Genomic DNA, 24204 nt, shown 5'->3' with positions numbered 1-24204 from the left:
GGGCCCCACGGGCGTACATCGCGCGCAATCCACCGGGAGTCCCTCTGCTTCCGGTCCCTTGGGCCAATGCCCGGGATCGCCCTCCGTCAGCGCGTTGCGCCCACGGAGGCGTTTTCGCATTGTCCCATGGGCCCGGCAAGGACCACGCGCTCCCGGCGTCATGTTTGATTCCACGCCGCGCGGCCCCCATCTTCGGGTCTGCACACAGATACGGACCAGAGAAGAAGGAGCCCGACGGCCCATGTTCGAATCTCTTTCCGAACGCCTCGGCGGCGTCTTCGACCGCCTCACCAAGCAGGGCGCCCTCTCCGAGGACGACGTCCGCACCGCCCTGCGCGAGGTCCGCGTCGCCCTGCTCGAGGCCGACGTCTCGCTGCCGGTGGCGCGCCAGTTCATCAAGGCGGTCGAGAAGAAGGCCACCGGCTCCGCCGTCACCCGCTCGGTGACCCCCGGACAGCAGGTGGTGAAGATCGTCCATGACGAGCTGATCGCCACCCTCGCCGGCGAGGGCGAGCCCGGCGCGCTGCGCATCGACAACGCGCCCGCGCCGATTCTCATGGTCGGCCTGCAGGGCTCGGGCAAGACCACCACCACCGCCAAGCTTGCCAAGCGCCTCAAGGAGCGCGACCGCAAGAAGGTGCTGATGGCCTCGCTCGACGTGAACCGCCCGGCGGCCATGGAGCAGCTGCAGATCCTCGGCCAGCAGATCGGCGTCGACACGCTGCCGATCGTCAAGGGCGAGGACCCGGTCGCCATCGCGAAACGCGCCAGGACCCAGGCCAGCCTCGGCGGCTACGACGTCTACATGCTCGACACCGCCGGCCGCCTGCACATCGACGCCGAGCTGATCCAGCAGGCCGCCGACGTGCGCGACGTGGTCAACCCGCGCGAGACGCTGCTGGTGGTCGACGGCCTCACCGGCCAGGACGCGGTCAACGTCGCCACCGAGTTCGACGACAAGATCGGCGTCTCGGGCGTGGTGCTGACCCGGATGGACGGCGACGGCCGCGGCGGCGCCGCGCTCTCGATGCGCGCCATCACCGGCAAGCCGATCAAGTTCGTCGGCCTCGGCGAGAAGATGGACGCGCTCGAGACCTTCGAGCCCGAGCGCGTCGCCGGCCGCATCCTCGGCATGGGCGACATCGTCGCGCTGGTCGAGAAGGCGCAGCAGACGCTCGAGGCCGAGCAGGCCGAGCGCATGATGAAGCGCTTCCAGAAGGGTCAGTTCAACATGAACGACCTGAAGATGCAGCTCGAGCAGATGATGAAGATGGGCGGCCTGCAGGGCATGATGCAGATGATGCCGGGCGCCGCCAAGATGGCCAAGCAGATGGACGAGGCCGGTCTCGACGACCGCGTCCTGCGCCAGCAGATCGCCCTCATCAACTCGATGACCAAGAAGGAGCGCGCCAACCCGCAGCTCCTGCAGGCCTCGCGCAAGAAGCGCATCGCGACCGGCGCCGGCATGGACGTGGCGGATCTGAACAAGCTGCTGAAGATGCAGCGCCAGATGTCCGACATGATGAAGAAGATCGGCAAGATGGGCAAAGGCGGCATGCTGAAGCAGGCCATGAAGGGCATGTTCGGCAAGGGCGGCATGCCCGAGGGCATGGACCCGTCGCAGATGGACCCCAAGCAGATCGAGGCCGCGGCCAAGGCGATGGGCGGCAAGCTGCCCGGTGGCCTCGGCGGCCTGCCCGGTCTCGGCGGCAGCGCCCTGCCCCCGGGCCTCGGCGGCTTCGGCAAGAAGAAATGATCCGCGCGCACGCCCTCCCCCTGCAGCCTTCCGAGCTGCGCGACCCGACCGCCCCCGAGGCGGCCGGCGCCGAGGGCGTGCGCCTTTCATCTTTCCCCAAATACTCGCATCCCGAGGCCGCCACCGGCGCCGCGGCTGACCCCTTCGCGCGCTACGGCGCACCGGACGAGGATTCGGACGGCGGCGTGGAGGCCTACGCATGAGCCCGCGCAGCCCGATCCAAATCCCTTCGAAGGGATTTGCAAAAGCCTTCGAAGGCTTTTGCCCGACCTCCGGAGGCGCCGCATGAGCCTCGTCAACGCCCCCCGTCTCGACACCGAGCGCCTGATCCTGCGCGGCCCCGAGGCCGGCGACGCTGAAGCCATGATTGCCTTCCTGCTCGACCGCGAGCGGGCCGACGGTTTCGGCGGCTACGACCACCGCGGCGACGCCTGGCGCTGGTTCGCGCTCAACGTCGGCCACTGGCACCTGCGCGGCTACGGCTATTTCACCATCGAGGACCGGGCCAGCGGCAAGCCCGCCGGCATCTGCGGCATCTGGAACCCCGAGGGCTGGCCCGAGCCGGAAATCGGCTGGGTGGTCTTCGAGGGCTTCGAGGGCAAGGGCATCGCCACCGAGGCGGCGCTGCGCGTGCGCCGCTACGCCTACGAGGATCTCGGCTTCACCACGCTGACCTCGAACATCGTGCCGGGCAACACCCGCTCCGTCGCGCTGGCCGAACGGCTCGGCGCGGTCTACGAGCGCACCTACACCAACTACCACATGGGCGAGGACATGCTCTATCGCCACCCTCCCGCCGAGGAGGTGCTGGCATGAGCGTCGAGATTCCGGTGATCGAGACCGAGCGGCTGGTCCTGCGCGCCCCGCGCTTCGAGGATCTCGACGCGATGTGCGCCTTCTACGCCGAGCCGCGCTCGCGCTTCGTCGGCGGCCCGGTCGACCGCAGCCACGTCTGGCGCACCCTGCTGCGCGGTGCCGGCCACTGGCAGATCCGCGGCTACGGCATCTGGCACGTGATCGACCGCGACAGCGGCGAGATGTGCGGCTTCACCGGCCCGCTGAACCACATCGAATGGCCCGAGCCCGAGCTCGCCTACTCGATCTTCACGCAGTTCGAGGGCCGCGGCTACGCTTACGAGGCCGCCTCCGCCGCGCGCGCCGCCGCCGCGCGGCACTTCGGCCTGACCCGGCTCATCAGCCTCGTCGATCCCGGCAACGACCGCTCGCGGGCGCTGGCGCTGCGCCTCGGCGCGCGGTTCGAGCGCGAGGAGATGGTGATGGGCCAGATCGCGCATATCTACCGCCACCCGCAGATCGCCGGGGGGGACGCATGAGCCTCGCGCTGCACACCCAGGCCGCCGCGGCGGTTCCCGCAGCCGTGCTGCAGGGCATTCCCGAGCTGGAAACGGCCCGGCTGGTGCTGCGCGCGCCGAAGGCCGGGGACTACCCGGACTTCAAGGCCACCTTCGCCTCCTACCGCTCGCGCTTCATGGGCGGGCCGCTCAACGCCTACGAGGCGTGGATGCTCTACGCCGCCGAGATCGGCCACTGGCAGATCCGCGGCTTCGGCATGTGGATGATCCACCTCAAGGCGACCGGCGAGACCGTCGGCATGGCCGGCGGCTGGTTCCCGGCGAAATGGCCCGAGCGCGAGATCGCCTGGATCATCTGGCCGGACCGCGGCGGCAAGGGCTACGCGCTCGAGGCCACGCACCGGGTGCGCCGGTATTTCTACGACGAGGCCGGATGGCAGGGGGCGGTCAGCTACATCGACCCCAAGAACCTCGATTCCATCCGTCTTGCCGAACGGCTCGGAGCCCGCAAGGACCCCGCGGCCGCAACCGTCGATGGCAGCGACGCCGTCTACCGCCACCCGGCGCCCGCGGCGCTGCGCGGCAGCCAGCTCGCGCATGGCATCGACATGGAGATCGCCAACTACATCGATCCCCTCTTCAAGCCGAAGGGATGGGCCGTTGACTGAAGCCGTCTCCTCCAAGTCCCGGCGCGCGGTTCCTGCCGCCTCCCGTGCATGTGGTGTGCATGGGACGTGCATGGAGTGTGCCCCCTCTTTTTTGTTCAAAGGAGCCGAGCATGAGTGATCCCGCCGCCCGCGCCGCAGACCTTCTGAAAGAACACCGCGAAAGCATCGACCGGCTGGACGCGATCCTCGTGTTCACCCTCGCCGAGCGGTTCAAGCACACGCAGTCCGTGGGGGTGCTCAAGGCCACCCACGACCTGCCCCCCTCCGACCCCGCGCGTGAAGAGCAGCAGATCGCGCGGCTCAAGGACCTGGCGGAGAAAGCGGATCTCGATCCGGCCTTCGCCGAGAAATTCCTGAACTTCATCATTCAGGAAGTCATCAAGCACCACGAAAAACACCAATCCTGACAGGGCTTTGCCCGTCAAAAACCGCCATTTTTAAGGAGATACCCCAATGGCCATGAAAATCCGTCTCGCCCGCGGTGGCTCGAAGAAGCGCCCCCACTACGCAATCGTCGCATCCGACTCGCGCATGCCGCGTGACGGCCGCTTCATCGAGAAGCTGGGCACCTACAACCCGCTGCTCGCCAAGGACGACGAGCGCCGCGTGATCATGGACGTCGAGCGCGCCCAGTACTGGATGTCGCAGGGCGCCCAGCCGACCGACCGCGTCGCACGCTTCCTGGAAGCCGCCGGCGTTGTCGCGAAGAAAGAGCGCAACAACCCCAAGAAAGCCGTCCCGGGCAAGGCAGCCACCGAGCGCGCCGAAGCCAAGGCAGCAAAAGCCGCAGCCGCCGCAGAGGCCGCAGCAGCACCGGCAGAGGGCTCCGCAGAGTAATTCTCCGCGGCATCATTGCCACAATCAGGGGTGCGCAGGAGAGATCCTGCGCACCCTTTTTGGTTGACGCTTGGATAACTTGCGCCGACGGCCTACCATGACCCCGGTACTGCCTTGCGAACACCGGGATTTCTGCCATGCCGCTGCTCCGCCGCCTTGCCCACCTGCCGCTTGCGGCCGCGCTTCTCGCGGGGCCCGCCCTCGCGCAGGAGTTCGCCACGCCCGAGACGATGAGCGACGGCGCGACCGCGGCGCAGCCGGTCACCTCGACCCAGTCGCCCGGCAACATCCTCACCTTCGCCCTGCGCGGCGGCGTCGCCACCCAGCCGAAGTTCTTCGGCTCGGACGAGTATGACGTCGGCCCCGACATCGGCTTCCGCTTCCGCCACCTGCGGATGCGCGGCCTGCCCGAGTTCGGCGAGACCGATCCCTGGGCAGAGAATTACGGCTGGGACTTCCGCGGCTCGTTCCGCTACCTCGGCGAGCGCGACGCCAGCAAGGATCCCGACCTCGAGAGCCTGCACGACATCGACCCGAGCTACGAGATCGGCTTCGGCCTCGGCTACATCGGCCCGGGCTACGAGGCCTTCGCCGACATCCGCCGCGGCTTCGGCGGGCACGAGGGCTACGTCGGCTCGGTCGGCATCGACTACGTCGCCCGCCCCGACGACCGCTGGCGCCTGACCGTCGGCCCGCGCTTCATCTGGGCCAACGACGAGTTCATCGACACCTATTCCGGCGTCGGGCCGGACGAGGCGACGCCGGACCTGCCCGCCTACAACCCCGAGGGCGGGCTGATCAGCGCCGGCATCGAGCTCGGCGCGCGCTACCGGATCAACGATGTCTGGGGCGTCGAGAGCGCGCTCAACTGGGACAACCTGCAGGGCGACGCCGCCGACAGCCCGATCGTCGACACCGGCGACAACGACCAGTGGCGCTTCCGCATCGGCGTGACCCGGGTCTTCAACCTGCGCTTCTGAGCCTCTCGGCGATTGCAATACCCGGCCCGGTCGCGCTATCCCGGCGCTCACCGGGTCCGCGCGCAGCTGTCGCGCCCGCGTGCCGGGCCTGTGCAGTGATGGGAGACGCATCGAAGTGGACGAGATGATCTGTGTCGGCGTGCTGGGCGGCGCCTTCGGCGTGCATGGCGAGGTGCGGCTCAAGAGCTACACGGCGGAGCCCGAGGCCATCGCCGACTACGCCCCGCTCACCTCCGAGGACGGCAGCCGCAGCTTCGAGCTGCAGATCACCCGGCCGCTCAAGGGTGGCTTCGCCGCGCGGCTCTCGGGCGTGCGCACCAAGGAAGAGGCCGACGCGCTGAAGGGGCTGCAGCTCTTCGCGCCGCGCGACCGGCTGCCCGACCTGCCCGACGACGAGTATTACTACACCGACCTGATCGGGCTCACGGTGCTCGACACCGGCGGCGCCGAGATCGGCAAGGTCAAGGCGGTGCTCAACCACGGCGCCTCGGACCTGCTCGAGCTGATCGTGCCCGGCACCTCGGGCACCGTCCTTCTGCCCTTCACCCGCGCCGTGGTCCCCACCGTGGACCTCGCGTCGGGAAGGATCATCGCCGATCCGCCCGAGGGGCTGCTGGACTGACGCCGCCCCGCGGCACAACCACAGGCCGAGACTTCGCGCGCCCCGGAAACGAGATCGCGCGATGCGCAGGATTGCCCGAAGCCGGGCAACAAACTTGCGGGATTTCCTGATTTTCTCCCAGCTCCGGCCGGGCCGTGCTAGTGTCGAACCAGTCTTTTGACCCGAGGTCGGTTCAGTGTTTTCGGTTTTGCGAGTTTGCCTCCGGGCGCAGTATGCGCCTCTCCTCCTCCTGTCTCTCGCCGCGATCCTCTGCCTTGCCGTCGGCGCTCCGCTGCTCGGCCCCGACGGGCCGTTCCTGCTCGCCGCGCTCTGGCTGCTCGGCCTGCTGGCGCTGCTTGCCACGCGCGCGACGCTGCGGCGGCACCGCGCCTCGCGCCCGGTCTTCCTGACCCGCCGCGCCCTGCGCCAGCCGCCGCTGCCGCTGCCACCGCACCGGCAGATGCGCACCGAGCTCGCGCGGCTGCTGGTGAGCCCGGCGCCGCGGGACGGCCTGCCCGAAAGCCCGGACTACGCCATCCGCCGCATCCTCGAACGCAGCCTCTCCTTCCAGGGGGCCCGCGATGCCGATGACCTCTCGGCGCGCGACCTCGCCGAGTTCTGGCTGCTGGTCACCCTGCTGCGGGCGACGCCCGAGCGGGCGGGCGGGCTGGCGCGCTGCTTCCGTCTGCCGGACATGGTGCTGACCCTGCACGACCGCGTGACGCAGATCGCCGCCGACCATGCCGCCGCGCTGCCGCTTGCCCGCAGCGCCTGAGTCCCCGCGCCGTGAGCCGACCCGCGCGTGTGTCCACGCCATGGCTTGAGCCGGGCGCGCTCCGCCGCTAGACGGGGCGGGACAAGGACACCCGCCATGACCGATACCCCGCAGCGCGCCGCAGGCCGCAAGACCATCCGCCCCAGCCTCACCCCCCGAGAGCTGATGACCGAGACACCGGAGCTCGCCCGTGCCTTCCAGGCGCAGGTGATCACCCTGCTGCCCGACGCCTTCCCCGGCGTGCTCGGCCACTCGCTGACCGGGCGGGCGCTGCAGGACGGGCTCTGGCAGCTCAGCACCGTCTCGCTGCGCGAGTTCGGCGAGGGCCGGCACCGCAACGTCGACGACACGCCCGCCGGCGGCGGCGCCGGCATGGTGCTGCGCCCCGACGTGATGGGACAGGCCATCGAGCACGCCCGCGCCCGGATGCCCGCCCGCGCGCCGCTGATCTACCTCAGCCCGCGCGGCCGCCGCTTCGACCAGCAGATGGCGCAGCGCCTCGCGCAGGAGCCCGGGGTCACGCTGATCTGCGGCCGCTTCGAGGGGCTCGACCAGCGGGTCATCGACCATTACCGGATCCTCGAGGTCTCGCTCGGCGATTTCGTCCTCACCGGCGGCGAGATCGCCGCGCAGATGCTGCTCGACGCCACCATCCGGCTGATCCCCGGCGTGCTCGGCAACGCCTCCTCGACCGAGGAGGAGAGCTTCTCGCACGGGATGCTCGAGCATCCGCAATACACCCGCCCCGCCGAATGGCAGGGCCGCCGCATCCCCGACGTGCTGCTTTCGGGCAACCACGCGGCGATCGACAGCTGGCGCCGCGCCCAGTCCGAGGAGATCACCCGCACCCGCCGTCCCGATCTCTGGCAGGCGCATCTTCAGAGCAAGGACCCCGGCAAGGGCTGACCGCCCGCCTGCCTTACGGGCCCAAGCATCCGGGAAGCGCGAGGGGCAGGCTGTCCGCCTCCTGCGCCCCCTGCCGGATCGGCAGTTTTCCCTTGATCCAGACGCATTCCCCGCCTATACGGCGCCAGTCCTCGACGCCTCCCGGCGCTCGTGGATTCGTCCGTTCCCGCCTCCCGCGTTTCTTCGGCGCGGCCCGACCGGTCCGGACGCAGCCTCGGGTCGAAAGGCCCGGCTGATCGGAAGGCCAAAGATGTTGTCACCTCCGGCGGGCGCCACGGCGAACCCGAACGAAGACGCGGAGCTCTGAAAACGCGACACCTTCACGGAAAAAACCGTGAGCAGATAGGAGAAGGTCAGATGGATCTGATCGCACAGCTCGAGGCGGAACAGATTGCCGCCCTGGGGAAAGAGATCCCCGACTTCAAGCCCGGCGACACCATTCGCGTCGGCTACAAGGTGACCGAAGGTACGCGTACCCGCGTGCAGAACTACGAAGGCGTCTGCATCAGCCGTAAGAACGGCAAGGGCATCGCCGGCTCGTTCACCGTCCGCAAGATTTCCTTCGGCGAGGGCGTCGAGCGCGTCTTCCCGCTCTACTCCACCAACATCGATTCGATCGAGGTGGTGCGCCGCGGTAAAGTCCGTCGCGCCAAGCTCTATTACCTGCGTTCGCGTCGCGGCAAATCGGCCCGTATCGTGGAGCAGACCAACTACAAGCCGCTCGCCGGCGCCGACGCATAAGGAGAGATGTCATGAAAAAGGGCATTCACCCCGATTATCACGTCATCGACGTCAAGATGACCGACGGCACCATCTACCAGACCCGTTCCACCTGGGGCAAGGAAGGCGACCAGATGTCCCTCGACATCGACCCGACCGTGCACCCGGCATGGACCGGTGGCTCGTCGCGCCTCATGGACGCCGGCGGCCGCGTGTCGAAGTTCAAGAAGAAATACGAAGGCCTGGGCTTCTGATCCCATCCCTTCCGGATTTCGGAAAACGCCGTCCCTCGGGGCGGCGTTTTTCTTTTGAGGCACGGCCCTCGCGAGCAACTCCCCTTTCGGGCGATAGGGCTCGAAAGGAGCGGCGCAGGCATCCACCATTTTCAAAGACATTTTTCTGGAAACAGCCCCGTTGAGCGGACATCGTTCCGCCACTGGGGAATCGCAGGGAACATGAGTTTCGCCCTTCACAAATTCTCTTTTTGGAATATATAGAGCACAAACCCCGACTCCCGCCGGGGCACGCGCAACTCAGGACCTTGCCCAATGCAGCTCTCCCGCCTGACCCGCTACCTGCCGATCCTCGACTGGGCCCGCAGCTACAACCGCGACACCGCCACCTCGGATGTCGTCGCCGCGGTGATCGTGACCATCATGCTGATCCCGCAGTCGCTGGCCTATGCGCTGCTCGCGGGGCTGCCCGCCGAGATGGGGCTCTACGCCTCGATCCTGCCGCTGGTGGCCTACGCGATCTTCGGCACCAGCCGGGCGCTCGCCGTGGGACCCGTGGCCGTGGTCTCGCTGATGACCGCCGCGGCCATCGGGCAGCTCGGGCTGAGCGATCCGGCGCAGATCGCTCTCGCCGCCGTCACGCTGGCATTCATCTCGGGCGTCTTCCTCGTGGCGATCGGCGTGCTTCGACTCGGCTTTCTGGCCAACTTCCTCAGCCACCCGGTGATCGCGGGCTTCATCACCGCCTCCGGCGTGCTCATCGCCGCCTCGCAGCTGAAGCACATCTTCGGGATCAACGCCGACGGAAACACGCTGCTCGACCTTGTCGGCTCGCTGGTCGCGCACCTGCCCGAGACCAACCTCATCACGCTGGCGATCGGTGTCGCCGCCACCGGCTTCCTCTTCTGGGTGCGCAAGGGGCTGAAGCCGCTGCTGCGCAGGATGGGTCTTGGCCCGCGCATGGCCGACATCCTCGCCAAGGCGGGGCCCGTGGCCGCCGTCGCCGTGACCACCCTGCTGACCTGGGGACTGGGACTGAACGAGATGGGTGTGAAGGTGGTGGGCGAGGTGCCCATGGGCCTGCCGCCGCTCTCGGCGCCGTCCTTCGACCTGACGATGTGGAAGACGCTGCTGATGCCGGCGATCCTCATCTCGATCATCGGCTTCGTGGAATCGGTCTCGGTGGCGCAGACCCTCGCCGCCAAGCGCCGCCAGCGCATCGACCCGGACCAGGAACTGATCGGCCTTGGCGCCTCGAACATCGGCTCGGCGCTCTCGGGCGGCTTCCCGGTCACCGGCGGCTTCTCGCGCTCGGTGGTGAACTTCGACGCAGGCGCCGAGACCCCGGCGGCGGGCGCCTATACCGCGCTCGGCATCGGGCTTGCGACGCTGGTGCTGACCCCCCTCCTCTTCTTCCTGCCGAAGGCCACGCTCGCCGCGACCATCATCGTCGCCGTGCTGAGCCTCGTCGACTTCTCGATCCTCAGGAAGACCTGGACCTATTCCAAGGTCGACTTCACCGCCGTCAGCGCGACCATCGTGCTGACCCTGCTGGTGGGGGTCGAGGTCGGCGTCTCGGCGGGGGTGCTGCTGTCGATCCTGCTGCACCTCTACAAGACCTCGAAGCCGCATGTGGCCGAGGTCGGGCTGGTGCCGGGCACGCATCACTTCCGCAACGTGCTGCGCCACGAGGTCGAGACCCTGCCCGGCGTGCTGACGCTGCGGGTGGACGAGAGCCTCTACTTCGTCAACGCGCGCTTCCTCGAGGAATACGTGCTTGGCCGCGCCGCCGAATGCGAGAACCTGCGCCACGTGGTGCTGATGTTCCCCGCGGTGAACGAGGTCGACATGAGCGCGCTCGAGACGCTGGAAGAGATCAACCGGCGACTGTCGGAGCAGGGCATCACCCTGCACCTGACCGAAGTCAAAGGCCCGGTCATGGACCGGCTGAAGCGCTCGCACTTCCTGCACGAGCTGTCGGGCAAAGTCTTCCTGTCGCAGTACGAGGCCTGGTGCGCGCTAAAGGCGGACGCGGCCCATGGGACCCAGCAGGAAAGCCTCGCGGCCCAGTAGCAGACCCGGGTAGAGCGGGCGCCCGTAGCCCGCTCCGCCATCCATGTTGAGCCGGTTCCGGTAGAGCTGCGGCAGGTCCAGCGCCGTGTGCCCGTGCACCACCAGCCGCCCCCAGTCGCCCTGCCAGTCGAGGAAGGGCGCGCGGATCCACACCAGGTCATCCTCCTTCTGGTAGTTCAGCAGCACGCCCGGCCGCAGCCCGGCATGGACGAAGATGTGCTCCTCGGTCTCGTGCACGCGCGGCAGGTTGGCGATCCAGTCGCGGTGCGCCTGCGGGATCGCCTCGAGCGCGTCGGCATGGATGTCCTCGATCGCCCTGCCCTCGCTCACGTCCACCCCGTAGGAGGCCAGCGTCCGCGCGCCCCCGAGCGGCGGATCGGTCCAGAGCAGCGGGCGCGAGACGTTGGGATCCATGTAGCGCGGGTTCGCGAGGAAGCGCAGCAGGAAGCGGTCGTGGTTGCCCATCAGGCAGGTCCAGGGCCTGCCCTCTGCCTGGCCCTGCATGAGCAGGTCGATCACCGCGCGGGAGTCGGGGCCGCGATCGACGTAATCGCCGAGGAAGACGACCGGCGCCCCCGCGTGCTCATCATTCGCGATGTAGTCGAGCGCGTCGTGCAGGCGGTCGATCTGGCCGTGGATGTCGCCGAGAACAAAAATGGGGAGCATGAGAATTCCTTTCCGCAGGGTCTACTTGGACCGCAAGGCGGTGGGAGGCAAGGGCGCTCGCCAAAACGGGCCTTGCGCGGGGTCCTGTCCATTAAGCGCAGGAACCGGATTGCGGGAAATTGCGCCGGTGGGATCATGCAGCCATGCCCCAGAGGAGACCCGAGATGGCAAAGATCAAGTTCCTCCCGCTGCCGAGCGACACGGTGTCCGCGCTGCGAAACGGCGGGCCCGACGCCTACGGCCACCCGCCCGAGAAGGCGCCTTCCGAGGGCGCCGGCAACCCGTGCCGGCACTGCCTCGGCTTCGTACCAGAGGGGGCCGAGATGCTGATCCTCGCGCACCGGCCCTTCGACGCGCTGCAACCCTACGCCGAGACCGGGCCGATCTTCCTCTGCGCGGAGGACTGCACGGCGTGGTCGGGCGACGGCATCCCTCCGATCCTGACCTCGAGCCCCGACTACCTGCTGAAGGGCTACACGGCGGACCAGCGCATCCGCTACGGCACCGGGAAGGTCGTGCCGAGGGACGAGGTGGAAGGCTATGCCGCCGCGCTTCTGGACCGCGAAGAGATCGCCTTCGTCGACGTGCGCTCGGCCCGGAACAACTGCTTCCAGCTGCGCATCGTGCGCGCCGCGTGACCGCCAAAGCGCGGGACCAAGATGCAGAAAGGGCGCCCCGAAAGGCGCCCTTCGCTTGTCTTCCCTGTGGACCCGGCCTCAGACCACGTCGAATTCCAGCGGCTTGACCTGCTGGAAGAGGCCCGTGTCGCGCAGCGCGGTCACGACCTCCTCGTCGATCGCCTCGTCGAGGTAGGCGATGGCGATCGCCTCGCCACCGGCCGACGCGCGGCCCAGCGTGAAGTTCGCGAGGTTCACCTTGTGGTCGCCCAGCATCGAGCCCAGCTTGCCGATGATGCCCGGCACGTCCTGGTTGGTGGTGTAGAGCATGTGCTCGCCCACCTCGGCCTCGATGTTGATGCCCTTGATCTGGATGAAGCGCGGCTTGCCGTCCGAGAAGACGGTGCCCGCGACCGAACGCTCGCGCTTCTCGGTCACCACGGTCACCTTGATGTAGCCGTCGAAGGCGCCCGACTGCTCCTGGTTGGTGGTCGAGATCTGGATGCCGCGTTCCTTCGCGATCACCGGGGCCGAGACCATGTTCACCTCGGGCGAGATGGTCTTCATGATGCCCGCGATCAGCGCGCAGTTCAGCGCCGGCAGGTTCATCTCGGCGACGGAGCCGTCATAGAGGATGTTGATCGCGGTGATCGCCTCGTCGGTCATCTGGCCGATGAAGTTGCCGAGGTGGCCGGCAAGCTTGATCCACGGGCCCATGACCTTGGCTTCCTCGGCGGTCACCGACGGCATGTTCAGCGCGTTGGTGACGGCGCCGGTCAGCAGGTAGTCGGCCATCTGCTCGGCAACCTGCAGCGCCACGTTCTCCTGCGCTTCGGTGGTCGAGGCGCCGAGGTGCGGGGTGCAGACCACGTTCGGCAGGTTGAAGAGCGGGTTCTCGGTGGCGGGCTCGACGGCGAAAACGTCGAAGGCCGCGCCGGCCACGTGGCCCGACTTCAGCAGTTCCGCCAGCGCTTCCTCGTCGACGAGGCCGCCGCGGGCGCAGTTGATGATCCGCACGCCCTTCTTGGTCTTCGCGAGGTTCTCGCGGCCGAGGATGTTGCGGGTCTGGTCGGTCAGCGGCACGTGCAGCGTGATGAAGTCGGCGCGGGCCAGCAGCTCGTCCAGCTCGACCTTCTCGACGCCCATCTTGTCGGCCTTCTCCTGGCCGAGGAACGGGTCATAGGCCACGACCTTCATTTTCAGGCCGCGGGCGCGGTCGCAGACGATGCCGCCGATGTTGCCGGCGCCGATCACGCCGAGGGTCTTGCCGGTCAGCTCGACACCCATGAAGGCGTTCTTTTCCCACTTGCCGGCATGGGTCGAAGCCGAGGCCTCGGGCAGCTGGCGCGCCACGGCGAACATCAGCGCGATGGCGTGCTCGGCGGTGGTGATCATGTTGCCGAAGGGCGTGTTCATGACGATCACGCCTTTCTTCGAGGCGGCTTCCTTGTCGACGTTGTCGGTGCCGATGCCGGCGCGGCCGACAACCTTCAGACGGGTCGCGTTCTCGAGGATGGAGGGCGTGACCTTGGTGGCCGAGCGGATGGCGAGACCATCGTAGTCGCCGATCACCGCGGCCAACGCGTCCTTGTCCTTGCCCAGCTCGGGGCGGAAGTCGACCTCGATGCCGCGATCGCGGAAGATCTGCACGGCGGCGTCGGAAAGCTTGTCGGAGATGAGAACCTTGGGAGCCATTTCAGCGGTCCTTTCGGGAAAATCTGGATGCGAGGAGAGACGGGACCGCCTGTGCGGTCCCGCATTTTCGTCGAATGCGTGGGGATCAGACCGTTTCGGCCTGTGCCTCGATCTCGGTCTCGAAGGCCCACTGGAGCCAGAGCGTCAGCGCCTCGATGTCGGCGGTCTCGACCGTGGCGCCGCACCAGATGCGCAGGCCCGCCGGAGCGTCGCGATAGGCGCCGATGTCATAGGCGACGTGATAGGTCTCGAGCTTCTTGGCCACCGCCTTGGCGAAGGCCGCGCCGTCCTTGATCCGGTCGTCGGTGAACTTCAGGCACACCGAGGTGTTCGACCGGGTCGCGGCGTCCTCGGCGAGGTTGGCGATCCAGTCGTGACGGTCGCAGAAGTCCCACAGCACCCGGGCGTTGGTGTCCGCGCGTTCCTGCAGCGCCTTCAGGCCGCCGATCTTGCGCGCCCACTCCAGCGCGACGAGGTAATCCTCGACCGCCAGCATCGACGGGGTGTTGATCGTCTCGCCGACGAAGATGCCGTCGATCAGCTTGCCGCCCTTGGTCATGCGGAAGATCTTCGGCAGCGGCCAGGCGGGGGTGTAGGTCTCGAGACGCTCGACGGCGCGGGGCGACAGGACGATCATGCCGTGCGCCGCTTCGCCGCCCATCACCTTCTGCCAGGAGAAGGTGGTGACGTCGAGCTTGTCCCAGGGCAGGTCCTGCGCGAAGGCGGCCGAGGTCGCGTCGCAGATGGTGATGCCGGCGCGGTCCGCCGGGATCGCGTCGCCGTTCGGCACGCGCACGCCGGAAGTGGTGCCGTTCCAAGTGAAGACGACGTCATTGTCGAAGTTCACCGTGGCGAGGTCGACGATCTGGCCGTAGTCGGCGGTCTTCACCTCGGCGTCGATCTTGAGCTGTTTCACCACGTCGGTGACCCAGCCGGCACCGAAGGATTCCCAGGCCAGCATCTCGGCCTTGCGGGCGCCGAGCATCGACCACATCGCCATCTCGACCGCACCGGTATCCGAGGCGGGGACGATGCCGATCTTGTACTCGGCGGGAATGTTCAGGATCTCGCGGGTGCCTTCGATGGCAGCCTTCAGCTTGTCCTTGCCGACCTTGGCGCGGTGCGAACGACCGAGCGGGGCATCGGACAGCATGTCCAGCGAGAAATGGGGGATCTTGGCGCAGGGGCCGGAAGAAAAGCGCGGGTTTGCCGGCCGCGCGGACGGTTGTGGTCTAGCCATGTATCTCTAACCTTACAGATAGTCGCCCTTCGTTGGGGAAGGGTGTCCCGCTGCCGCATGTATGTGAGGCCGCGGATTCGGACAAGCCGTGAAATGCATCCATCACGACGCTTTTTCGACGAATGCTTGCGCGGGCTGGAGCGGATCGGAAACTTTCGTATCGCGGCACGCTGAAAAGCAGTGGAAATCGCCGGATCCGCCCGATGCCGGCATGCGCCCTCCGCCCTCGATAGCTGCGCCGCGCAGGCGGTTCGGGCGCGGCGCCGCCCTTTCCCCCGCCCTGTCGCTCGGCTAGGTCATGGGCCAGACCGCGCGGCCGAACGAGGACAGAGCGATGCAGTGGACCGACCTTCTTTGCGCCGAGCGGCTGAGCGATCCCGGCTATGCCGAGGGGCGCAACCGGTCGATCTTCGTGCAGGACCACGACCGGATCGTCTTTTCCGCGCCGTTCCGGCGGCTGGCGAACAAGACACAGGTGCATCCGCTCTACGAGAACGACCACCTCCACCACCGGCTGATCCACTCGGTCGAGGTCGGCAGCGTCGGGCGCTCGCTGGCGATGCACATCGGCGACTGGCTGATGGACATCGGCGAGATCGGCCCGCACGAGGATCACAGCCTTGCCAACGTGGTGCAGGCCGCCTGCGCCGCGCATGACATCGGCAATCCGCCCTTCGGCCACTCGGGCGAGGCCTCGATCGGCGCCTGGTTCGCCGAGCGCTTCGACGCGGGGCGCGGGCTTTGCGGCGACCTCGATCCCGTGCTGCGGCCAGAGTTCACCGCCTTCGAGGGCAATGCGCAGGGGTTCCGGATCGTCACCCGGCTCGAGATGTACCGCAATGCCGGGGGGATGCGGCTGTCGAAGGCCGTGCTCGGCGCCTTCATGAAGTACCCCACCACCGCCGCGACCCGCGCCGCCCTGCCCGGGGAGGTGCGCAAGGGCTACGCCGGGCTGAAGAAATTCGGCGTGTTCGCCGGCGAGGAGGCGCTCTTTGCCGAGGTGGCGCGAGGCTGCGGCCTGCCGCTCGAGGACACGTCCGCGGGGCGCTGGTGGCGGCGGCATCCGCTGGTCTTTGTCGTCGAGGCGGCGGATGACATCTGCTACAACATCGTCGATCTCGAGGATGCCCATGCCTCGGGCGACCTGCCCTACGACGTGGTGCGCGACGCGCTGAACGAACTGGCCGGGCGGCCCAACCGCGACACGACGGGCTACACCCGAAGCGAGCACATCGCGCTGCTGCGCTCGCTGGCCATCGGCCGCGCCATCGAGGCCTGCGTCGTCGCCTTCCGCGAGAACTACGCCGCGATCATGGACGGCAGCTTCTCGGCCGCGCTGGTCGATGCCTCGGCCTGCGCCGACGGCTTCGCGCGGATCGGCACGCTGGCACAGGAGCGCATCTTCACCGCGCGCCGCAAGACCGAGCTCGAGATCTCGGGTCGGCAGGTGATCCGCAACGTGCTGGACGGGGTGCTGCCGGTCTACGAGGCGCTGGCGGCGGCAGGCTGGGACGCCGGGGCGCTGAAGGGACACCCGGCGCAGATCGCCCGCGCGCTGTCGCTCGACCTGCGCGACATGGACGGGCCCGAGGCGGCGTTGCACCGGCTGGCGGATTTCGTCTCGGGCATGACCGACCGCTACGCGCTCTCGGTCTCGCGGATGCTGTCGGGAACCTGAGGCGGCCCCGCTCGCCCCTCTCTCCACCGGGATATTTTCGCCCAGGAGAATGGCTTACACGTTCGGATCGCGACGGGGATCTTGATTTGTGACGCCATCGGGCGCAGCTTTGAGGAATGAACAGCCTCACACCCTTTTCGGGACAGGGCAGCGATATCGTTGCCTTCCACCGGACCGAGCTGAACGTGATCCTCTCGCTCTATGGCCGCATGGTGGCGGCCGGGGAATGGCGGGATTATGGGATTTCCTCGCTCAGGGACGTGGCGGTCTTCTCGGTTTTCCGACGCACCGCCGAACATCCCCTCTACCGCATCGAGAAACGCCCCAAGCTGCGCCAGCGGCAGGGCGAATACTCGGTGATCACGATGGAGGGGCAAGTCCTCAAGCGCGGGCACGATCTCAGGACCGTGCTGCGCGTGCTCGAACGCAAGCTGATCCGCGCGGTCGAGTGACCGCGCGGACCGTGAACGTCAGGCGCTCTGGCCGACCATGGCGCAGAGCAGCTCGAACATGATCGTGACGCCAAGGAAGGCGGTGCCGCCCGAGCTGTCGAAGGGCGGCGAGACCTCGACGAGGTCGGCCCCGGCGATGTTCAGCCCCATCAGCTCGCGCACCACCTGCAGCGCCTGGTAGGAGTTCGGCCCGCCGATCTCGGGCGTGCCGGTGCCGGGGGCAAAGGTCGGATCGACGAAGTCGATGTCGTAGCTGACATAGGTGGGCTCGGTGCCGACGATCTCGCGTGCCTCGGCCATCACGTCGGTCACGCCGCGGGCGTGGAACTCCTCGATCGGGATGATGCGGATGCCCTCCGCCTTGGCGAAGTCGCGGTCCTCGTGGTCGTACATCGGGCCGCGGATGCCGATCTGCACGATGCGCTTGGGATCGAGCAGCCCCTCTTCGACCGCCCGGCGGAAGGGCGTGCCATGGGTGTACTTGAAGCCGCCGAAGTAGCTGTCCCAGAGGTCGGTGTGGCTGTCGAAATGCACCATGCCGAGGGGCTTCGCCTTGCCGAGCGCGCGCAGCACCGGCAGCGAGCAGAGGTGGTCGCCGCCGCCGGTGAGCGGCCGGATGCCCGCCGCGACGATACGGTCATAGAAGGCGGTGATGCGCGCCATGCTGTCCTGGATGTCGGCAGGGTTCGGACCGACGTCGCCAAGATCGGCGCAGGCGACCGCCTCGAAGGGCCGGATGCCGAAATGGCCATGTTCCGCCCGGATCATCGTCGAGGCGTCGCGCAGCTGGCGCGGGCCGTGGCGCGGACCGGGGCGGTTGGTGGTGCCGCTGTCCCAGGGCACGCCGACGAGACCGATCTCGACCTCGGAGAACCGCGCGTGGTCGGGCTGCACCAGCGGCAGGCGCATGAAGGTGGGGATGCCCGCATAGCGCGGCAGGTCCATGCCCGAGACGGGATGGAAGAAGGGATCGCTGGTCATGTCAGACTCCGGTCAGGCGGGCGTGGCGGGTGACGGGGCCCTCGCCCTGCCCCTCGATGCGCGCGAGCGCGCCGGCGATGGGCTCGTAGGCGACAGCCATGTGGAAGGCGTTGGCGTGCAACAGCGTGTGCTCGTCCGCGACCCAGGCGACGTGCCCCTTCCAGAAGAAGAGATCGCCGCGCTTCGGCTGCGTGCCGGAGGCCAGGGTCTCGCCGAGCGCGCGCGCCTGCAGGTCGCTGTCACCGGGGCAGGCGATGCCGCAGGCATGGAGCCCGGCCTGCACCAGCCCCGAGCAGTCGATGCCCATCGCCGAGTTGCCGCCCCAGAGGTAGGGCGTGCCGAGCAGCCGCTCGGAGACCGCGACGGGATCGACATCGGGCCGGTCGAGCGGCAGCAGGTGCCCGGCGGGGACGAACCCCGCCTCGGTCTCGAGGAAGCTGCCCTGCGCGCCGGTCACGCAGAGCCGGGCGCCGAGCGTCAGGAAGACCCGGTCCGGCGTCTTGAGGTTGGCCTCGGCATAGGCGTGGGTGGCGCGGGTGGCGACGCGGTGGGTCGGCGCCGTGGCCTGCCCGAGCGCCTCCTCGGCCACGTAGCCGACGAAGCCGTCCGCCTGCGCCTGCACGAAGGCCCAGCCCTCGTGCCGCTCGAAGACGGTGACCGCGGCGCCGTAGCCGAGCTGACGGTCACGCGCGCCGCCGGGGGCTTTCAGCAGGTCGGCCACGGCCACGCGCACCGCGGCCGCGCTGCCTTCGGTGAAATTCTGCGCCTCGACCTGGCCCTGCAGGTGGGCGGCGGCGACGCGGCCATTGGCGGGGGTGAGGCGGCGGTCCATCAGCATCGCGTCCCTCACAGGCCCAGCACCTGCGGCAGCGCGCCGAGGATGGCGCGCGGCCCCTGCCCCAGCCCGCCCTTGGTCCGCCCGGGCGCGGCCGAGGGGTTCCAGGCGTAGATGTCGAAATGCGCGTAGGGCGTCTCGGTCACGAAGCGGCGCAGGAAGAGCGCGGCGGTGATCGAGCCGGCCATGCCGCCGCCCGGCGCGTTGTCGAGATCGGCGATGCCGGGCTCGATCTTCTCCTCGTAGGGTTCCCAGAAGGGCATGCGCCAGACCGGGTCTGCGGCCGGGCCGCTGGCGCGGGTCAGCGCCTCGGCAAAGGCCTCGTCATCGGTGTAGAACGGGGCGAGATCCGGGCCGACCGCGACACGCGCCGCGCCGGTCAGCGTCGCCATCGACAGGATGAAGTCCGGCCTCTCCTCGTCCGCCAGCGCCAGCGCGTCGGCCAGCACCAGCCGGCCCTCGGCATCGGTGTTGTTGATCTCGACCGTAAGCCCCTTGCGCGAGGTGAGAATGTCCTGCGGGCGGAAGGCGTCGCCCGAGACCGAGTTCTCGACCGCCGGGATCAGCACGCGCAGCTGCAGCTTCAGTCCCAGCGCCATGATCATCCGGGCAAGGCCCAGCACGTTGGCGGCGCCGCCCATGTCCTTCTTCATCAGGCCCATCGAGCTTGCGGGCTTGAGGTTGAGCCCGCCGGTGTCGAAGCAGACGCCCTTGCCGACCAGCGTCAGCCGCGGGCCGCTGCCGCCCCAGCGCATGTCGATCAGCCGCGGCGCGCGCGGGCTGGCGCGGCCGACGGCGTGGATCATCGGGAAATTCTTCTCGAGCAGCGCCTCGCCGGTGGTCACCTCGATCGCGGCGCCGAACTCGGCAGCGAGGCTGCGCGCGGCGGCCTCGAGCTGCTCGGGGCCCATGTCCGAGGCGGGGGTGTTCACGAGGTCGCGGGTCAGCACCTCGGCGGCGGCGAGGATCTCGACCCTGGCCGCGTCGACGCGCTCGGGCGCGACGAGGCGCGGCATCTCGGGGGCCTCGCCGGCGTAGCGGGTGAAGCGGTAGCCGGCGAGCAGCCAGCCGAGCGCCTCTTCCTCGGCGGCGGCGGCGGGCAGGCCCGAGGCGATGCGGTAGGTGCCGCGGGCAAGCCGCGCGACGCCCGCAGCCAGGGCAAAGCGGGTGCGGCGGGGGGGGGCGGCGCTGCCGTAGCCGATCAGCGCCGCCTCGGGCGCGCCGGTCTCGCCGGGAATCATCACCACGTTGCCGATCTCGCCCGCGAAGCCGCTGGCGTTCACCCAGGTGCGCACGCGCTCGGGCTGGTCTGCCAGCCAGCTTTCCAGCGCCTCGGCCTCGATCACGTGCAGCGGCAGGGCGCCGGTATCGGCGGGTGCGAAAGTCAGGTTCATGAAGGTCCCCTTGGTCGGTTTGCCGCGAGCCTATCGGAGCCAGCGGCACCCGCAAGGGGGGCGGGCGGCGCGGCCCGCGCGCGATGACAGGGGTGTGAGCGCGGGGCGAGAGAGGCAGGGCTCAGAGCCCCTGGTCCTCCATGTCCCAGATCGCGTAGAGCGACCGCTCGCCCACCCGCCCGAGCCGGGCGACGGTCGCCGACAGCGCGACGCGGTCGCCATCCTCAAGGCAGGAGAGCACATCGGTGGAGATCCGCGCCACCGAGCGCATCCCGAGGCAGGCGGCGATCTCGCCGAGTTCGCGGGCGTGGCGGCGCGTCTCTGCCCAGTGGCCCTGTGCATGGACCCGGTCCAGCGCGCCAAGCCGGTAGGCGAGCTCCTCCATGGCGCGGCAAAGCGCGTCCTCGGCCTCGGCCGGGCCGAGTCGCACGAAGATCGCCTCGAGCACCTCGGGATCGAGCCCCGCCTTCTCGAAAGGCGCGAGCACGGCGATTTGGGCCACCGGCCGGGCGGACATCGGGCCGGGCAACAACGACTTGCTCACCGCCACATCCTCAACTCTGCGCCCCCACGGCGCTGCCTGCATAACCCGCCCGGGTTCCCAAAAGGTTAGATCGCCGCGTTTCTTCTCTCGAATTCCGCGCGAATTCCGCGTATCCCGTCAAAGGCTTCAAGTTGCTTGGAGGATCGAGATGCACAACGCCAAACCGCTACCCAGCTACCTGGTCCAGAGGTTCCAGGGCTGGAAGGCGACCAGCTATGCCGAGAATTCCGCGTGGTACCGGCGCCTGGCCTCGGAAGGCCAGCACCCCCGCGCCATGATCATCTCGTGCTGCGACAGCCGCGTGCACGTGACCTCGATCTTCGGGGCCGACACCGGCGAGTTCTTCATCCACCGGAACATCGCCAACCTCGTGCCGCCCTACAAGCCGGACGGGCAGCAGCACGGCACCTCGGCGGCGGTGGAATACGCGGTCACCGCGCTGAAGGTCGCGCACGTGATCGTCATGGGCCATTCCAGCTGCGGCGGCGTGCAGGGCTGCCTCGACATGTGCTCGGGCAACGCGCCCCAGCTCGAGGAGAAGTCGAGCTTCGTCGGCCGCTGGATGGACATCCTGCGCCCCGGCTACGAGCGCGTCGTCGAGCGCAAGCCCGAGGACATGGCCCGCGCGCTGGAAAAGGAATCGGTGCTGGTCTCGCTCGAGAACCTGATGACCTTCCCCTTCGTGCGCGAGGCGGTCGAGTCCCAGGACCTGTCGATCCACGGGCTCTGGCACGACATCGGAAGCGGGTCGCTGGAATGCTACGACCCGAAAGCCGACGGCTACGTGGTGGTCTGACCGGAACCGGACAGACCCCGATTCGGCTCAGCCCTGCAGCTGTGCGCTCTGCCCGTCGCGGCTGAGCCGCAGCGCCGGGCGCCCGAGCCGGGCCGCAAGACCCCGTAACGGCGCGCCGAGGCTGCGCCCCGTGCAGATCTCCGCCCCGCTTTCGAGACGGCTGAGAATCATCCGCCCGGCGCGAAAGCCGAGGCCGAACCCCTTGTCGCGCAGACGCAGGACGAGGTCCCCCCAACTCTCCGCCGCCTCGATCTGCGGCAGGACCACCATGCGCAGCAGCGCCGCCGTCTCGGAATCGAGGTCGCGCGGCAGGCGGACCACCGTCCCTGTGGGCGTTGCATCTGCAGGGGTGGAGATGGGGAAAGCGGTGCCGACAAACGGCCCGGAGACGTCTCCGGCACGATCAAGACCATCCATTTCTGAAATCTCGTCCATACTGAAAATACGGCCAGCATAGCACGCCCGCTTGTATCTCCCGATCACGAATGCCGGACAGGCGGGCTTGCGCTTTGGTGAAATAGAAAGGCGAGGACCGCGATCACCTGATCCCGGGCCTCGCCCATTACTGGTCACACACACGATCCGATACAGTCGGAGACCCCCGCATCCATGCCGGCACTCAAAACAACGCAGCCGGCGATACTCAACGCGACACGAGGGTCATTGGGGGCTCGAAACTCCCCGCCCCCGGGGGATAACTGGCCTGATTACGTGGCGACGACGGGTCGCCGAGGCGGTACTCGTGAAAATCCCTGGCGCGCCCTTCAGGAGGGCAGACGGAAATTGCTCAGCAGTCGGGTCATCAGCTTGGTCATCGGGCGCCGCCGCCGGCTCAGCAGGGACATGTCGCGGGCGGCAACGGCGACGATGCGGCGGCCCCGGGCGATGTCTGCGAGATCAATGGTCATTTCGGCACTCCTCTTGGTGGTTGCGCCTTCTGGCGGGGCGCGGCGGAAAACCGTCGCTGTTGATGCAACTTTTCTACCAGCGGGTGCATTGCCCGCACATCCTGACGGCGGAGTAGGTGCCGTTCCCAGTGGGCGAGGCACACCTATCCCAATGGATGGGGTGCGATCCGAATTTCTGGGAAATGCTTAAAAACATGATAAAAACCCGCCCCCTTGCGGGGACGGGCGTTAAGAATTCGTTAGTAAATTGGCGAAGGGTCAGCCCTTCTTGAGCACCTTCTGCCCCAGCACCTCTGCAATCTGGACGGCATTGAGAGCCGCGCCCTTGCGCAGGTTGTCCGAGACGCACCAGAGGTTGATGCCGTTGTCGATGGTGCTGTCCTGGCGGATGCGGCTGATGAAGGTTGCGAAGTCGCCGACGCATTCCTTCGGCGTGACGTAGCCGCCGTCCTCGCGCTTGTCGATCACCATGACGCCCGGAGCCTCGCGCAGGATGTCACGTGCCTCGTCCTCGTCGAGGAAGTCCTCGAACTCGATGTTGATCGCCTCGGAGTGGCCGACGAAGACCGGAACCCGCACGCAGGTCGCGGTGACCTTGATCGACGGATCGACGATCTTCTTGGTCTCGGCGACCATCTTCCACTCTTCCTTGGTCGAGCCGTCTTCCATGAAGACGTCGATGTGCGGAATGACGTTGAAGGCGATTTCCTTGGTGAACTTCTTGGCCGGAACGTCGGAGACCGGGTTGTAGATCGACTTGGTCTGCTCCCAGAGCTCGTCCATGCCTTCCTTGCCCGCGCCCGAGACCGACTGGTAGGTCGACACGACGACGCGCTTGATCTTGGCGCGGTCATGCAGCGGCTTCAGCGCCACGACCATCTGCGCGGTCGAGCAGTTCGGGTTCGCGATGATGTTCTTCTTGCTGTAGCCGAACACCGCGTCCGCGTTCACTTCCGGCACGATCAGCGGAACGTCCGGGTCGTAGCGGTAGAGCGAGCTGTTGTCGATCACCACGCAGCCCGCGGCCGCGGCCTTCGGCGCAAATTCCTTGGTCGGGCCCGAGCCCACGGCAAAGAGCGCAATGTCCCAGCCGGTGAAGTCGAAAGTGGCAAGATCCTGGGTCTTGAGGGTCCTGTCGCCGAAGCTCACCTCTGTTCCCAGCGATTTTCGCGATGCAAGCACGGCGATCTCGTCCACCGGGAACTCGCGCTCGGCGAGGATGTTCAGCATTTCACGGCCCACGTTCCCCGTGGCACCGGCAACAACGACCTTGTAGCCCATGGTTCTGGCTCTCCTTCCTGGATGCTGCGCGCGGAAGGATCCCGCGCCGCAGACTGGCGCGCGTCATATCGCATGCCACGTTTATCTGGAAGGGCTGTCTTCCCCCGCCGCGCCCCCGGCAGCGCTCCCAAGGGGACAGTTCGTGCTGCGAAATGGCCACCCTTGCGCCAAACTTTGTCCAAAACCCCGATTTTGAGAGGTTTTCCTTCTCGTCTGATGATTTTCGTGGCATTGGTCTTTGGGTGCTTGGTAGAA

The 24204-nt window shown here is 68.0% G+C and carries 28 protein-coding genes; 18 read left to right on the top strand and 10 right to left on the bottom strand.

Features of this window, described 5'->3' with window-relative positions; translation table 11 throughout:
- Nucleotides 1–241 precede the first annotated feature (241 nt).
- The 14 genes from ffh to sulP all read left to right on the top strand — a co-directional run bounded on the left by ffh (nt 242) and on the right by sulP (nt 10862).
- Entirely contained in the window at nt 242–1756 is a 1515-nt protein-coding gene (gene ffh, locus PVT71_RS06880; RefSeq protein ID WP_353473764.1) for a signal recognition particle protein, read from the top strand.
- Complete coding sequence (locus PVT71_RS06875; RefSeq protein ID WP_353473763.1) at nt 1753–1959, top strand: hypothetical protein; 207 nt, start codon at nt 1753–1755, stop codon at nt 1957–1959. The genes ffh and PVT71_RS06875 overlap by 4 nt, the downstream gene beginning before the upstream one ends.
- An 82-nt stretch (nt 1960–2041) precedes the next feature.
- Nucleotides 2042–2572 (top strand): GNAT family N-acetyltransferase, encoded by a 531-nt coding sequence (locus PVT71_RS06870; protein WP_353473762.1) that lies wholly within the window; start codon nt 2042–2044, stop codon nt 2570–2572.
- The gene (locus PVT71_RS06865) at nt 2569–3090 is read left to right on the top strand and encodes a GNAT family N-acetyltransferase (RefSeq protein ID WP_353473761.1); all 522 of its coding nucleotides are present in this window, start codon (nt 2569–2571) and stop codon (nt 3088–3090) included. Before PVT71_RS06870 ends, PVT71_RS06865 begins: the two co-directional genes overlap by 4 nt.
- The gene (locus tag PVT71_RS06860) at nt 3087–3737 is read left to right on the top strand and encodes a GNAT family N-acetyltransferase (protein WP_353473760.1); all 651 of its coding nucleotides are present in this window, start codon (nt 3087–3089) and stop codon (nt 3735–3737) included. Before PVT71_RS06865 ends, PVT71_RS06860 begins: the two co-directional genes overlap by 4 nt.
- A 110-nt stretch (nt 3738–3847) precedes the next feature.
- A complete protein-coding gene (locus PVT71_RS06855) occupies nt 3848–4144 on the top strand; it encodes a chorismate mutase (protein WP_194135013.1) in 297 nt (98 codons plus the stop codon).
- Nucleotides 4145–4190: 46 nt separating this feature from the next.
- The gene (gene rpsP, locus PVT71_RS06850) at nt 4191–4574 is read left to right on the top strand and encodes a 30S ribosomal protein S16 (RefSeq protein ID WP_353473759.1); all 384 of its coding nucleotides are present in this window, start codon (nt 4191–4193) and stop codon (nt 4572–4574) included.
- A 137-nt stretch (nt 4575–4711) separates the two neighbouring features.
- The gene (locus tag PVT71_RS06845) at nt 4712–5554 is read left to right on the top strand and encodes a MipA/OmpV family protein (protein WP_353473758.1); all 843 of its coding nucleotides are present in this window, start codon (nt 4712–4714) and stop codon (nt 5552–5554) included.
- A 115-nt stretch (nt 5555–5669) separates the two neighbouring features.
- A complete protein-coding gene (rimM, locus tag PVT71_RS06840; protein WP_353473757.1) occupies nt 5670–6176 on the top strand; it encodes a ribosome maturation factor RimM in 507 nt (168 codons plus the stop codon).
- A gap of 175 nt (nt 6177–6351) precedes the next feature.
- Nucleotides 6352–6930 carry a hypothetical protein gene (locus PVT71_RS06835; protein WP_353473756.1) on the top strand — a complete coding sequence of 193 codons (579 nt, stop codon included), beginning with the start codon at nt 6352–6354 and terminating at the stop codon, nt 6928–6930.
- Between the two features lie 96 nt (nt 6931–7026).
- On the top strand, nt 7027–7836 hold the full coding sequence (gene trmD, locus PVT71_RS06830) for a tRNA (guanosine(37)-N1)-methyltransferase TrmD (RefSeq protein WP_353473755.1): 810 nt from the start codon (nt 7027–7029) through the stop codon (nt 7834–7836).
- Nucleotides 7837–8193: 357 nt separating this feature from the next.
- Complete coding sequence (gene rplS, locus PVT71_RS06825) at nt 8194–8577, top strand: 50S ribosomal protein L19 (RefSeq protein WP_353473754.1); 384 nt, start codon at nt 8194–8196, stop codon at nt 8575–8577.
- A gap of 11 nt (nt 8578–8588) precedes the next feature.
- The gene (rpmE, locus tag PVT71_RS06820; protein ID WP_353473753.1) at nt 8589–8810 is read left to right on the top strand and encodes a 50S ribosomal protein L31; all 222 of its coding nucleotides are present in this window, start codon (nt 8589–8591) and stop codon (nt 8808–8810) included.
- Nucleotides 8811–9104: 294 nt separating this feature from the next.
- Nucleotides 9105–10862, top strand: coding sequence for a sulfate permease (sulP, locus tag PVT71_RS06815; protein ID WP_353473752.1), 1758 nt, complete (start codon nt 9105–9107; stop codon nt 10860–10862).
- On the opposite strand, the gene PVT71_RS06810 is transcribed toward sulP, so the two are convergent.
- Nucleotides 10809–11528 (bottom strand): metallophosphoesterase, encoded by a 720-nt coding sequence (locus PVT71_RS06810; protein ID WP_353473751.1) that lies wholly within the window; start codon nt 11526–11528, stop codon nt 10809–10811. The genes sulP and PVT71_RS06810 overlap by 54 nt on opposite strands.
- Nucleotides 11529–11692: 164 nt before the next feature.
- Here PVT71_RS06810 and PVT71_RS06805 point away from each other — a divergent pair, with 164 nt between their 5' ends.
- The gene (locus PVT71_RS06805) at nt 11693–12166 is read left to right on the top strand and encodes a DUF1203 domain-containing protein (protein ID WP_353473750.1); all 474 of its coding nucleotides are present in this window, start codon (nt 11693–11695) and stop codon (nt 12164–12166) included.
- Between the two features lie 78 nt (nt 12167–12244).
- Here PVT71_RS06805 and serA read toward each other — a convergent pair whose 3' ends face one another.
- Both serA and PVT71_RS06795 read right to left on the bottom strand, forming a co-directional pair.
- Nucleotides 12245–13840: a phosphoglycerate dehydrogenase gene (serA, locus tag PVT71_RS06800; RefSeq protein ID WP_353473749.1), complete on the bottom strand. Its 1596-nt coding sequence runs from the start codon at nt 13838–13840 to the stop codon at nt 12245–12247.
- Nucleotides 13841–13925: 85 nt separating this feature from the next.
- Nucleotides 13926–15080: a phosphoserine transaminase gene (locus PVT71_RS06795; RefSeq protein ID WP_353473748.1), complete on the bottom strand. Its 1155-nt coding sequence runs from the start codon at nt 15078–15080 to the stop codon at nt 13926–13928.
- Between the two features lie 334 nt (nt 15081–15414).
- Here PVT71_RS06795 and dgt point away from each other — a divergent pair, with 334 nt between their 5' ends.
- Both dgt and PVT71_RS06785 read left to right on the top strand, forming a co-directional pair.
- Nucleotides 15415–16758, top strand: a complete 1344-nt coding sequence (gene dgt, locus PVT71_RS06790) for a dGTP triphosphohydrolase (protein WP_353473746.1) — start codon at nt 15415–15417, stop codon at nt 16756–16758.
- 116 nt (nt 16759–16874) lie between these two features.
- The gene (locus PVT71_RS06785; protein ID WP_353473745.1) at nt 16875–17210 is read left to right on the top strand and encodes a DUF2794 domain-containing protein; all 336 of its coding nucleotides are present in this window, start codon (nt 16875–16877) and stop codon (nt 17208–17210) included.
- Between the two features lie 18 nt (nt 17211–17228).
- On the opposite strand, the gene speB is transcribed toward PVT71_RS06785, so the two are convergent.
- The 4 genes from speB to PVT71_RS06765 form a co-directional block, all read right to left on the bottom strand.
- Nucleotides 17229–18191, bottom strand: a complete 963-nt coding sequence (gene speB, locus PVT71_RS06780) for an agmatinase (protein ID WP_353473744.1) — start codon at nt 18189–18191, stop codon at nt 17229–17231.
- 1 nt (nt 18192) lies between these two features.
- Nucleotides 18193–19026 carry an NlpC/P60 family protein gene (locus tag PVT71_RS06775; protein WP_353473847.1) on the bottom strand — a complete coding sequence of 278 codons (834 nt, stop codon included), beginning with the start codon at nt 19024–19026 and terminating at the stop codon, nt 18193–18195.
- Nucleotides 19027–19037: 11 nt separating this feature from the next.
- A complete protein-coding gene (locus PVT71_RS06770; protein ID WP_353473743.1) occupies nt 19038–20420 on the bottom strand; it encodes a leucyl aminopeptidase family protein in 1383 nt (460 codons plus the stop codon).
- 121 nt (nt 20421–20541) lie between these two features.
- Nucleotides 20542–20964 (bottom strand): hypothetical protein, encoded by a 423-nt coding sequence (locus tag PVT71_RS06765; protein ID WP_353473742.1) that lies wholly within the window; start codon nt 20962–20964, stop codon nt 20542–20544.
- A gap of 148 nt (nt 20965–21112) precedes the next feature.
- Between PVT71_RS06765 and PVT71_RS06760 the strand changes: the two genes are divergently transcribed.
- Nucleotides 21113–21760 (top strand): carbonic anhydrase, encoded by a 648-nt coding sequence (locus tag PVT71_RS06760; RefSeq protein ID WP_353473741.1) that lies wholly within the window; start codon nt 21113–21115, stop codon nt 21758–21760.
- 27 nt (nt 21761–21787) lie between these two features.
- Here PVT71_RS06760 and PVT71_RS06755 read toward each other — a convergent pair whose 3' ends face one another.
- From PVT71_RS06755 to PVT71_RS06745, 3 genes are all read right to left on the bottom strand, one after another.
- Nucleotides 21788–22177 (bottom strand): hypothetical protein, encoded by a 390-nt coding sequence (locus PVT71_RS06755; RefSeq protein WP_353473739.1) that lies wholly within the window; start codon nt 22175–22177, stop codon nt 21788–21790.
- 347 nt (nt 22178–22524) lie between these two features.
- Nucleotides 22525–22668: a hypothetical protein gene (locus PVT71_RS06750; protein WP_353473738.1), complete on the bottom strand. Its 144-nt coding sequence runs from the start codon at nt 22666–22668 to the stop codon at nt 22525–22527.
- Nucleotides 22669–22926: 258 nt separating this feature from the next.
- Nucleotides 22927–23949, bottom strand: coding sequence for an aspartate-semialdehyde dehydrogenase (locus tag PVT71_RS06745; RefSeq protein ID WP_353473737.1), 1023 nt, complete (start codon nt 23947–23949; stop codon nt 22927–22929).
- Nucleotides 23950–24204: the final 255 nt, after the last annotated feature.

The sequence above is a fragment of the Salipiger sp. H15 genome, assembly GCF_040409955.1.
GTDB lineage: Bacteria > Pseudomonadota > Alphaproteobacteria > Rhodobacterales > Rhodobacteraceae > Salipiger.
Note: the sequence above shows the minus strand (reverse complement) of the source record. Positions and strands in the feature narration are given on the sequence as shown.

Bases quoted from the DNA above. Each gene is read 5' to 3' on its own strand.
- PVT71_RS06755 (WP_353473739.1), bottom strand. From the start codon at position 22,177: ATGGATGGTCTTGATCGTGCCGGAGACGTCTCCGGGCCGTTTGTCGGC.
- sulP (WP_353473752.1), top strand. From the start codon at position 9,105: ATGCAGCTCTCCCGCCTGACCCGCTACCTGCCGATCCTCGACTGGGCC.
- ffh (WP_353473764.1), top strand. From the start codon at position 242: ATGTTCGAATCTCTTTCCGAACGCCTCGGCGGCGTCTTCGACCGCCTC.
- trmD (WP_353473755.1), top strand. From the start codon at position 7,027: ATGACCGATACCCCGCAGCGCGCCGCAGGCCGCAAGACCATCCGCCCC.
- PVT71_RS06750 (WP_353473738.1), bottom strand. From the start codon at position 22,668: ATGACCATTGATCTCGCAGACATCGCCCGGGGCCGCCGCATCGTCGCC.
- dgt (WP_353473746.1), top strand. From the start codon at position 15,415: ATGCAGTGGACCGACCTTCTTTGCGCCGAGCGGCTGAGCGATCCCGGC.
- PVT71_RS06795 (WP_353473748.1), bottom strand. From the start codon at position 15,080: ATGGCTAGACCACAACCGTCCGCGCGGCCGGCAAACCCGCGCTTTTCT.
- PVT71_RS06760 (WP_353473741.1), top strand. From the start codon at position 21,113: ATGCACAACGCCAAACCGCTACCCAGCTACCTGGTCCAGAGGTTCCAG.
- PVT71_RS06875 (WP_353473763.1), top strand. From the start codon at position 1,753: ATGATCCGCGCGCACGCCCTCCCCCTGCAGCCTTCCGAGCTGCGCGAC.
- PVT71_RS06810 (WP_353473751.1), bottom strand. From the start codon at position 11,528: ATGCTCCCCATTTTTGTTCTCGGCGACATCCACGGCCAGATCGACCGC.
- PVT71_RS06860 (WP_353473760.1), top strand. From the start codon at position 3,087: ATGAGCCTCGCGCTGCACACCCAGGCCGCCGCGGCGGTTCCCGCAGCC.
- rpmE (WP_353473753.1), top strand. From the start codon at position 8,589: ATGAAAAAGGGCATTCACCCCGATTATCACGTCATCGACGTCAAGATG.
- PVT71_RS06805 (WP_353473750.1), top strand. From the start codon at position 11,693: ATGGCAAAGATCAAGTTCCTCCCGCTGCCGAGCGACACGGTGTCCGCG.
- PVT71_RS06855 (WP_194135013.1), top strand. From the start codon at position 3,848: ATGAGTGATCCCGCCGCCCGCGCCGCAGACCTTCTGAAAGAACACCGC.
- speB (WP_353473744.1), bottom strand. From the start codon at position 18,191: ATGACCAGCGATCCCTTCTTCCATCCCGTCTCGGGCATGGACCTGCCG.
- PVT71_RS06745 (WP_353473737.1), bottom strand. From the start codon at position 23,949: ATGGGCTACAAGGTCGTTGTTGCCGGTGCCACGGGGAACGTGGGCCGT.
- serA (WP_353473749.1), bottom strand. From the start codon at position 13,840: ATGGCTCCCAAGGTTCTCATCTCCGACAAGCTTTCCGACGCCGCCGTG.
- PVT71_RS06785 (WP_353473745.1), top strand. From the start codon at position 16,875: ATGAACAGCCTCACACCCTTTTCGGGACAGGGCAGCGATATCGTTGCC.
- PVT71_RS06770 (WP_353473743.1), bottom strand. From the start codon at position 20,420: ATGAACCTGACTTTCGCACCCGCCGATACCGGCGCCCTGCCGCTGCAC.
- PVT71_RS06845 (WP_353473758.1), top strand. From the start codon at position 4,712: ATGCCGCTGCTCCGCCGCCTTGCCCACCTGCCGCTTGCGGCCGCGCTT.
- PVT71_RS06865 (WP_353473761.1), top strand. From the start codon at position 2,569: ATGAGCGTCGAGATTCCGGTGATCGAGACCGAGCGGCTGGTCCTGCGC.
- rpsP (WP_353473759.1), top strand. From the start codon at position 4,191: ATGGCCATGAAAATCCGTCTCGCCCGCGGTGGCTCGAAGAAGCGCCCC.
- PVT71_RS06870 (WP_353473762.1), top strand. From the start codon at position 2,042: ATGAGCCTCGTCAACGCCCCCCGTCTCGACACCGAGCGCCTGATCCTG.
- rplS (WP_353473754.1), top strand. From the start codon at position 8,194: ATGGATCTGATCGCACAGCTCGAGGCGGAACAGATTGCCGCCCTGGGG.